This is a genomic window from Curtobacterium flaccumfaciens (assembly GCF_051548005.1).
GTDB lineage: Bacteria > Actinomycetota > Actinomycetes > Actinomycetales > Microbacteriaceae > Curtobacterium.
Map to the genome: position 1 here is coordinate 1 of NZ_JBPUGH010000136.1, position 9,394 is coordinate 9,394.

Sequence of the window (9,394 nt, forward strand, 5' to 3'; positions counted from 1 at the left end):
CCGCTCGACGCGGCGTCGCCGCTCGACGCGGGGTCGCTACTCGACCCGGCGTCGCCACCCGACGCGGCCTCACAACCCGACCCGGCTAGGAGGCACGCAGCGCGTCGACGACGCGGGTCGCGCCTCCAGGCCGGTGCCCGCAGGGCGCGCGCCCGGTCGGGCTCGCCCGTGCGGTCAGACGCGGTGCGCGGCGCGGAGGGAGTCGACCGTCCGGGCGACGCCCGTGTCGAACGGCAGGAAGGCGCGGTCGTCGACCGAGGGCAGCACGGTCGAGCGGAACCGCAGGTCGAGGCCCTGGAACGTCGCCGACGGGTCCGCCCCGTCCCGGACGTCGATCGGTTCACCGACGGCGTCCTGCACGGTCGCCACGACCTCGGCGATCGTCGCCGGCTGTCCCGACGCGAGGATCTTCGTCGTCGCGGTGCCGGGCGCGTGGGTGTCGACGAGGTCGAGCGCGTCGAGCACCATCGCGGCCGCGTCGTCGATGTAGAGGTAGTCGCGCGTCGTCGTCATCGGCACGTAGATCGACGACGGCCGACCCTCGAGGTGGGCGAGCGCGAGCTGGGAGACGAGCCCCTGGGCCTTGCCGAGGTTCGCTCCGGGCCCGTAGAGGTTCGAGATGCGGCCGACGAGCAACCGGGTCCCGGTCGTCGTCGCCCAGTCGCGGAACTGCTGCTCGACGGCGAGCTTCGCGCGACCGTACGGTGCGAGGGGTGCGGGCTCGGTGTCCTCGGAGAACGGAGCGTTCCGGCACCCGGCGTACACGGCGCCGGCGGACGAGGCGAAGAACAGGCTGCCGGGTGCCGCCGGGTCGTCCACGGTCGTCGCGAGGACGCGCGCGAGGATGTCCTGCTCGGCGGCGAAGACGTCCGCACCGGTCGCGACGACGCCGGTGCCGGCGCACCACAGGATGCGCCACGGGCCGTCGACCCGACGGACTGACCGGACCGCGTCGACGAGGGCGGACACCGCTGCGTCGGGGTCCGACCACGGGACTGCCGCGGCGACCACCTCGGCGCCGGTGGCCCGCGTCGCGCGGGTCACCGCACGGCCGAGGAAGCCACCGGCGCCGACGACGAGCGTCGGCGGAGCGGGGGAGACCACGTCGCTCACGCCGAGAACACGCCGGCCGTCGTGGCGGCGTGCAGTGCCTCGCGCCAGTCGCGCATGGGCTCGAGGCCGGCACGGGACCAGCCGTCGTGGCCGAGGACGCTGTACGCCGGCCGTGCCGCCGGACGCACGAACGCGGTGCTGTCCGTCGGCAGCACGCGCTCCGGGTCGAGTCCGTTCTCGGCGAAGATCGCGCGGGTGAAGTCGTACCAGGAGCCCTGGCCCGAGTTCGTCGCGTGGTACGTGCCGGCCGGCGCGTCCGCGTCGACGAGGGCGAGGATGCGCGCGGCGAGGTCGGCGGTCCAGGTGGGCTGTCCGACCTGGTCCGTGACGACGGTCACGGTGTCGTGCGTCGCAGCGAGCCGCAGCATGGTCGCCGCGAAGTTCGGGCCGTGCGCGCCGTAGATCCACGCGGTGCGGAGCACGTACGACGAGTCCGGGGCGATGTCGCGCACGAACGCCTCGCCCGCGGCCTTCGTCCGGCCGTACGCGTTGATCGGGTCCGTCGGCGCGTCTTCCGCGTACGGCGCGGTGCCGTGGCCGTCGAAGACGTAGTCCGTCGAGATCGTGACGAGCTTGGCACCGTGTCGGACCGCGGCCTCGGCGAGGAGCTTCGGCCCCGTCGCGTTGACGGCGTACGCGTCGTCCTCGTGCGTCTCGGCGTCGTCGACCCTGGTGTACGCCGCCGAGTTCACGACGACGTCGTGGCCGGCGACCGCCGCGTCGACCGCGTCCGGGTCGGTGATGTCGAGGTCGGCGCGGCCGAGTGCGGTGACGTCACGCCCGGACAGGGCCTGCTGGAGGTCCTGTCCGAGCATGCCGGCGGCACCGGTGATGAGGAAGCGGGTCATGGTGTCGCGCGCCTCAGGCGAGGGCCGCGCGCTCCTTGAGGGGCTCCCACCACGAGCGGTTGTCGCGGTACCACTGCACGACGTCCGCGAGGCCCTGCTCGAACGGCACGAGCGGCTCGTAGCCGAGCTCGGCCTGGATCTTCGAGATGTCGACCGAGTAGCGGAGGTCGTGGCCGAGCCGGTCCGCGACGCGGTCGACGTACGACCAGTCCTTGCCCGTGGCGTCGAGCAGGAGCTGCGTGAGCTCCTTGTTCGTCAGTTCGGTGCCGCCGCCGATGTTGTAGATCTCGCCCGCGCGGCCCTTCGTGAGGACGAGCGCGATGCCACGCGTGTGGTCGTCGACGTGCAGCCAGTCGCGGACGTTGTTGCCCTCGCCGTACAGCGGGACGTGCTGGTCGTCGATGAGGTTCGTGACGAACAGCGGGATGACCTTCTCGGGGAAGTGGTACGGCCCGTAGTTGTTCGAGCAGCGCGTGATGGAGAGGTTCAGTCCGTGCGTGCGGTGGTAGCTGCGGGCGAGCAGGTCGCTGCCGGCCTTCGACGCCGAGTACGGCGAGTTCGGCTCGAGCGGGCGGTCCTCGGCCCACGAACCCTCGCTGATCGAGCCGTAGACCTCGTCGGTGGAGACGTGCACGAAGCGCTCGGTGCCGTGGCGGAGGGCGGCGTCGAGGAGCCGCTGGGTACCGACGACGTTCGTCTCGACGAAGATGCCGGAGTCACGGACGGACCGGTCGACGTGGGACTCGGCGGCGAAGTGCACGATCGCGTCGATGCCCGGGACGACCTCGTCGAGCTTGGCGGCGTCGCGGATGTCGCCCTGGACGAACGAGTACCGCGGCGAGTCGGCGACCGGCGCGAGGTTCTCGAGGTTGCCCGAGTACGTCAGGGCGTCGTAGACGACGACCTCGGCGCCCTCGAGGCCCGGGTAGGCGTCCTGGAGGGTGCGTCGGACGAAGTTCGAGCCGATGAAGCCGGCGCCGCCGGTGACGAGGATCTTCACGTGTGCTGGTTCCTTTGCGGAGTCGGTGACGGTTGATCGGAGACGATTCTAGGGTGCGGTCGCGGCGGCCCGGCCCCGGGGACGCTCGCCGCGGGTGCGTCGACGCCGACCGAGGACGGTCACGACGACGCAGGTGAGCACCGCGAGCACGACACCCGCGCCGGTCAGGAGGTACCCGGTCGTGGCGCCCGGCACGTGGTACCGGAGCTCGACCGTGTGCTCGCCGGCGGGGACCCACACGGCGCCGCCCGCGCTGTCCGCCGCCACGAGGTCGGTCGGACGGCCGTCGACGGTGGCGGTCCACCCCGGGCGCTGGAGCGAGTCGGCGACGACGACCCAGCCCGCGCCGGTCGCGTCGACGGACGCTCGGGTCTCGTCGACGTCGCTCGGCAGGAGCTCGATCTTCGCGGTGCTGCCCGCGTCCGGCGTGTGGTCGGTCGGACGGCTCAGCACGACGGTGGAGTCGGGGAGCGACTGGTCGGCGAGGGTCCGCACGCGCTCGGTGCCCGTGCGCTCGACGACTTGGCCAGAGGCCCAGCGGACCCGGGGCAGCGCGCCCGAGCGCTCGTAGATCGTCGCGTCGCCGGTGTGGACGATCGTGACGTCGTCGGAGGCGTCGGGCCGGACGATGCTCATCACGGCCCGGTGCTCGTCGTCCGTGCCGATCGGGACGACCGACTCCTGCCCGGTGACGGTGATGCGCACGTGCCACGACGTCCCGCCGGGGATGTCGGCACCCGCGAGCGCGACGTTCCGGGGACCGCCGAGCGCGGGGACCCAGCTCGTCGTCGACGTGAGCGTCTTCCCCGAGCCGTCCGCGACCACGGCGACCGTCATGGTCATCCCGTCCGGCGCGGTGGTGACCGCGGGCGGGCCGGTGAAGGTCACGCCCGTCACGGGGCCGGTGTGGCTCGCCGACTCGACGGAGGACCGCTCCGCCGTGAGGTCGGTCCAGGTCGTGCGGGACGCCCCGGGCTCGGCCGTGCCGACGAGGGGCGCGGACGGGTCGGCCACGAGGTACTTCGTGCTGAGGCGGTCGAGGATGCCCGACCTGCCGAGTTTCGGCATGAGGTTCGGGTCGAACGTCAGGTACGTCGCGGTCGGGTACGTGCCCGGGTCGACCGCGCGCATGAGCGTCTTCCACTCGGACGTCTGGAAGGCGTGCCCCGTGGTCTCGCGGATCTCGTAGTACGAGGACGACCCCGGGAGCATCGCACTGCCGGTCGTGGCGTAGCGGTCCTGGTCGGAGACGTGCTGCTCGAGGTAGTCGATCGCCGGCGTCGTGGGGTAGAACGTCGACGTCGAGGCGATCGGCCACCAGGGCTGCGTGACGACGACCGCGGGCGCGGCGACCAGCAGGACGACGCCGATGCCCCCCACGACGGCGACGACGCGCGAGCGGAGCGACCACACGGCCAGGACGAGGACGACCGTGACGAGGCCGAGGACGCCGACCAGCAGGATCTCGAGCTTCGTGCGGTGGACGTACTGCTCGGTGATCTTCGTGATCGCGGACGAGGTCTGGAGTCCGACGCCCACCGCGAGGAAGAGCACGACGACGACGGCGAGCAGACGGCCCGTCCGGCGCAGCGGGGTCGCGGCCCGGAACCGGACGAGTTCGTCGCGGAGGTGTTCGGGCTCGACGAGGCGACCGAAGCCGACGCCGGCCAGGACGGCGGCGAGGACCAGAACCATGATCCGCGCGCGGCCGATGGGGTTGGTGTCGAAGACGGGCAGCTCGCGGGTCGCGGAGAGCACCGGGCCGCCGAGGTAGACGATGACGATGCAGAGGGCGAGGATCGCGGCGACGATCGGGACGACCCCGTGCTGCCGGCGTCGGACGAGCGCGGCGTGGGAGCGCTCGGACGGGTCGGCGTCGGCGGGGAGCGGCAGCCGGGACCGTACAGCGGGCCGGATCAGGACGGCGGCGGCGACGAGCACGACGGCGGCGATGCCGATGTACGAGTACTCCTCGACCGGGTTGCGGATGCCCCACGCGGCGCCGGTGCTCTGGATGAACGAGATGTCCGGCACCCACGCGCTGACGAGGGGCGGCGTGCCGAGTCCGTTCGGGCCGCTCTGCCCACGCCCGCTGAAGTCGACGAGGTTGGCGGCGTTCACCGCGAACGGGACGACCTGCCACGCGGACAGCACGAGGCCGAGGACGATCCCGCCGACGGCGATCGCCGCGCTGACGAGGACCGGCACGAGTCGGCGGTGCGCGACGATCGTGCGGGCGACGAAGAACAGGCCGCCGATGAACAGGCCGTAACCGACGATGGCCGGGAAGCCCCCGAGCAGCATCGCCGCGAGCGGCAGTGCGACCGTGATGACGTCGCGGGCCCGCAGCTCGACCGCTGCCCGGTCCACGGCCCAGAGGAGCAGCGGGATGAAGGCTGCGACCCGGGTCTGCGGCCAGTTCGACCACGCGACCATGAACCCGCACGAGGCGTACACGAGCGAGGCGATCGGCCAGCCGGCGCGCGGGACGCCCCACCGGCGGAGGAGCAGCGACATGCCGACCGTCACGGCGACGATCTCGAGGAGCTTGACCGCGCCGGGCGCGTACGAGAGCGGGAGGATCCACCAGGGGAGCGAGAGCGGGGACCAGGCGCCGGAGTCCGGGACGCCGCCGAGCTCGGCACCGCCCGCGACGTAGGGGTTCCAGGCGCCGAAGACCCCCTCGTGGGCCAGACGGACGAGCAGTGCGGTCTGCGGCGCGACGGTGTCGATCGTGTCGCTGTTGAGGATGTTCGTGGAGTTCGCCGTCGTGCGCAGCGCCTCGTTCCACGGGGTGTTGCGGGCGAGCAGGGCCGTGTTGAGGAAGGTCCCGTGGCCGACGAGCGCCGGACCGATGGTCAGCACCACGAACGCGACGAGTCCGCCCCACGCGACGATCTCGACCCAGCTACCGGGTCGGCGGATCCAGAGCGCGAACCGGCTCCGGCGATCGAGTGCCGGCACGCGGTCAGTCACCGTACCGCTGCAGCTTCTGCAGGTCGAGCTGCTCCTCCGCCAGCGTCCGGTTCAACCGCGTGAGGTCGGCGACGACGCCGATCACCACCGCGAGGACCGCCGTGATGAGGAGCACCACGCCGAGGATGATCGACTGCAGGTGGTTCCCGCCGGTGTGCATGGCGAGCAGCACCAGGTAGCGGATCAGCGGCCAGGCGCCGAGGACGCCGAGGATCGCGGCGACCCAGGCGAACAGCGCCATCGGGCGGTACATGAGGTACACCCGGGCGATCGCCGACCCGGACTGGAACATGTGCTGGAAGATGTTCTTGAAGAGGCGGGACTCGCGCGTCTTCGGGTTCGTCGTGATCGGCACGGACGCGATCGCGAGCCGCTTGTAGCCGGCCTGCACGATGGTCTCCATGCAGTAGCTGAACCGCGTGACGATGTTCAGGCGGATCAGCGAGTACTTCGAGTACGCGCGGAAGCCGCTGGCCGCGTCGGGCAGGTCGAGCCCGGCTGCACGCGAGGCCACCCACGAGCCGAAGCGCTGCATGAGCTTCTTGAAGCCGGAGAAGTGCTCGATCGTCCGGGTCTGGCGGTCGCCGATGACGATCTCCGCTTCCTTCCGGAGGATCGGCTGCACCAGCTCGGCGATGTGGGCCTGCGGGTACTGGTTGTCGCCGTCGGTGTTCACGACGATGTCGGCGCCGTGGAGGAGCGCGTAGTCGACCCCGTCCCGGAACGAGCGCGCGAGGCCCATGTTCGTGGTGTGGTGCACGAAGTGCTTGACGCCGTGCTCCTTGGCGACCTCGACGGTGCGGTCCGTCGACCCGTCGTCGATGACCAGGATCTCGATCTCGTCGATGCCGTCGATCTGCGTCGGGATCGAGTCGATGACGCTGGCGAGGGTGTTCTCCTCGTTGAGGCAGGGGATCTGGACGAATAGCTTCACAGGGCTCGCTCGGTCTCGTTTCGGGGTTCGCAGCGCGCGCCGGGGCGAGCGGCGCGCACGCCCCCTGGCACGGAACCATGACAGCCTATGCGAATCCCGCGTCCGGCCGGGAACGCGGCGCTCCGAGCGGCGCGGCGAGCGGGCAGGTCCGCCTTGCTAGTCTGCTCCGGTGCAGATCCGCGAACTGAAGATCCCCGGCGCGTGGGAGTTCACGCCCGTCCAGCACGGCGACGCACGAGGAGCGTTCCTCGAGGCGTACCGCGCCGACGTGCTGGAGGAGACCGTCGGCCACCGCCTCGACCTCCGCCAGGTGAACATGTCGGTCTCGTCGGCCGGCGTCGCCCGCGGCATCCACTACGCCCTCGTCCCGCCGAGCCAGGCGAAGTACGTCACGGCCGTCCGTGGGGCGTTCATCGACTACATCGTCGACATCCGCGTCGGGTCGCCGACGTACGGGCAGTGGGACTCGGTGCGCATCGACGACGTCGACCGCAAGGCCGTGTACCTGTCCGAGGGGCTGGGCCACGCGATCGTCGCACTCGAGGACCGGTCGACCGTGAACTACCTCGTCAGCGCGCACTACGACCCGGAGCGTGAGAAGGGGATCACCATCCTCGACCCGACCGTCGGGCTCGAACTGCCCGAGGGCCTCGGCGAGCCGGTCCTCTCCGAGAAGGACACGAGTGCGCTGACGCTCGAGCAGGCCGCCGAACAGGGACTCCTGCCGACGTACGAGGAGTGCGTCGCGTACACCGAGTCCCTCCGCACGACGAAGTAACGAAGCAAAGGACGCACCCGTGAAGGGCATAATCCTCGCCGGGGGTTCCGGCACCCGCCTCTGGCCGATCACCAAGGGCATCAGCAAGCAGCTCATGCCGATCTACGACAAGCCGATGGTGTACTACCCGCTGTCGACGCTCATGATGGCCGGTATCCGCGAGGTCCTCGTCATCACGACGCCGGAGTACAACGAGCAGTTCAAGGCGCTGCTCGGCGACGGTTCGGCACTCGGCATGGACATCCAGTACGCGGTCCAGCCCAGCCCGGACGGCCTCGCCCAGGCGTTCGTGATCGGCGAGGACTTCATCGGCGACGACAGCGTCGCGCTGGTCCTCGGCGACAACATCTTCCACGGCACCGGCCTCGGCACGAACCTCCGCAAGAACACCGACGTGCAGGGCGCGACGATCTTCGCGTACCACGTGGCCGACCCGAAGGCGTACGGCGTCGTGGAGTTCGACGACGACTTCACCGCGGTGTCCATCGAGGAGAAGCCGACCGAGCCGAAGTCGAACTACGCCGTCCCCGGCCTCTACTTCTACGACAACAAGGTGATCGAGATCGCGAAGACGATCGAGCCGAGCGCGCGCGGCGAACTCGAGATCTCGACCGTCAACGAGCGCTACCTCGACGCCGGCGAACTCGGCGTCCAGGTCCTCGACCGTGGCACGGCGTGGCTCGACACCGGCACGTTCGAGTCGATGATGCAGGCGTCCGAGTACGTCAAGGTCATCGAGGACCGGCAGGGCTTCAAGATCGGGTGCATCGAGGAGATCGCCTGGCGCAACGGCTGGATCGACGACGCGCAGCTCGCCGAGCTCGCCGCGCCGCTCGTGAAGGGCGGGTACGGCGTGTACCTGCAGCGCCTGCTCGACGCCTGATCCGCCCGTGGGCCTCTTCCGCCGGAAGCGTCGCGACGACGACGGGGTCGTTCCCGACGCCGGCCGGGAGGCCCGTGGCGCGTCCGCCGCGTCCGCCCGCCCGGTGCGCGTGGCCGGCTTCGACGGCCCGGTGCCGGTCCGGCCGGACGGCGTCACCGTGCTCCTCGTGAGCCGCTCTGACCGCCACGACCGCGTGCCGGCGATGGTCGTCGCTGCCCGGACCGCCTTCGGTCCCGAGGCGGACGTGCGGGCCGTGGCCTACGTCGCGGATGCTTCGCCGGTGGTGCCGTCGCCGCGCGGTGTCCCGTGGGTCCGGCCGGACGCGGTCGACGGCATCGGCTCGGCCGTGAACGCCGGGGTCGCCGGCGGGGTCCGCCGCGTCCTGGTGGTGGTGGACTCGACCGTCGGTGTGACGGACCAGGACCTGCAGGTGCTGGCCGAGGCGGGGTGGCACGGCGTCGTGCAGGCCCGTGTCTGGCTGTCCGACGGATCTGCGCGCCACGGAGCCCGGCTCCTCCGCCCCGGTGCCCTGCCGTGGAGCGACGACTCCGCCTCGATCGTGCCCGGCCCGGACGGGCTCGGGCCGGTGGTCCGGTCCGTGCGAGCCGCGGACGGACCGGTGCAGACGGTCTTCGCGGCGGACCAACCGGCGCTGGCGATGCCGGCAGCGGCGCTGGTACCGGCACCGTGCCTCCCGGACGAACGCACCACGCTGTCGTCGTGGACACGTGCGGTCGCGGACCGGACGGGCCGGGACGTCGGACTGGTCTGGGGCCTCGAACGCAGCGTCGAGGCGGGACGCACCGTGGACGCAGCGAGCGTCGACGCGGTCGCTGCCTGGCGGGACCGCGCGGTCGACGGC

8 protein-coding genes are annotated in these 9,394 nt (G+C 71.6%); 3 read left to right on the top strand and 5 right to left on the bottom strand.

The window, feature by feature from the left end; all coding sequences use genetic code 11:
• Positions 1 to 174: 174 nt before the first annotated feature.
• The 5 genes from ACSW7Y_RS13895 to ACSW7Y_RS13915 are packed head-to-tail and all read right to left on the bottom strand — an operon-like array spanning position 175 to position 6,871.
• Entirely contained in the window at positions 175 to 1,113 is a 939-nt protein-coding gene (locus ACSW7Y_RS13895; protein WP_438126841.1) for an NAD-dependent epimerase/dehydratase family protein, read from the bottom strand.
• Positions 1,110 to 1,961 carry a dTDP-4-dehydrorhamnose reductase gene (gene rfbD / locus ACSW7Y_RS13900; protein ID WP_438126842.1) on the bottom strand — a complete coding sequence of 284 codons (852 nt, stop codon included), beginning with the start codon at positions 1,959 to 1,961 and terminating at the stop codon, positions 1,110 to 1,112. Before rfbD ends, ACSW7Y_RS13895 begins: the two co-directional genes overlap by 4 nt.
• 13 nt (positions 1,962 to 1,974) lie before the next feature.
• Positions 1,975 to 2,961 (bottom strand): dTDP-glucose 4,6-dehydratase, encoded by a 987-nt coding sequence (gene rfbB / locus ACSW7Y_RS13905; protein ID WP_438126843.1) that lies wholly within the window; start codon positions 2,959 to 2,961, stop codon positions 1,975 to 1,977.
• A 48-nt stretch (positions 2,962 to 3,009) separates the two neighbouring features.
• Positions 3,010 to 5,925: a hypothetical protein gene (locus tag ACSW7Y_RS13910; protein WP_438126844.1), complete on the bottom strand. Its 2,916-nt coding sequence runs from the start codon at positions 5,923 to 5,925 to the stop codon at positions 3,010 to 3,012.
• Positions 5,926 to 5,929: 4 nt separating this feature from the next.
• Complete coding sequence (locus ACSW7Y_RS13915; protein WP_438126845.1) at positions 5,930 to 6,871, bottom strand: glycosyltransferase; 942 nt, start codon at positions 6,869 to 6,871, stop codon at positions 5,930 to 5,932.
• Positions 6,872 to 7,040: 169 nt separating this feature from the next.
• Here ACSW7Y_RS13915 and ACSW7Y_RS13920 point away from each other — a divergent pair, with 169 nt between their 5' ends.
• The 3 genes from ACSW7Y_RS13920 to ACSW7Y_RS13930 form a co-directional block, all read left to right on the top strand.
• Positions 7,041 to 7,649, top strand: coding sequence for a dTDP-4-dehydrorhamnose 3,5-epimerase family protein (locus tag ACSW7Y_RS13920; RefSeq protein ID WP_438126846.1), 609 nt, complete (start codon positions 7,041 to 7,043; stop codon positions 7,647 to 7,649).
• A gap of 19 nt (positions 7,650 to 7,668) precedes the next feature.
• Positions 7,669 to 8,532: a glucose-1-phosphate thymidylyltransferase RfbA gene (gene rfbA / locus ACSW7Y_RS13925; protein WP_438126847.1), complete on the top strand. Its 864-nt coding sequence runs from the start codon at positions 7,669 to 7,671 to the stop codon at positions 8,530 to 8,532.
• A gap of 7 nt (positions 8,533 to 8,539) precedes the next feature.
• Positions 8,540 to 9,394 (top strand): hypothetical protein (locus ACSW7Y_RS13930; protein WP_438126848.1); only part of this gene is annotated, 855 nt, incomplete at its 3' end.

What these genes read in the sequence shown, in the direction of transcription:
- rfbD (WP_438126842.1), bottom strand. Translation starts at nt 1,961, where the DNA reads ATGACCCGCTTCCTCATCACCGGTGCCGCCGGCATGCTCGGACAGGAC.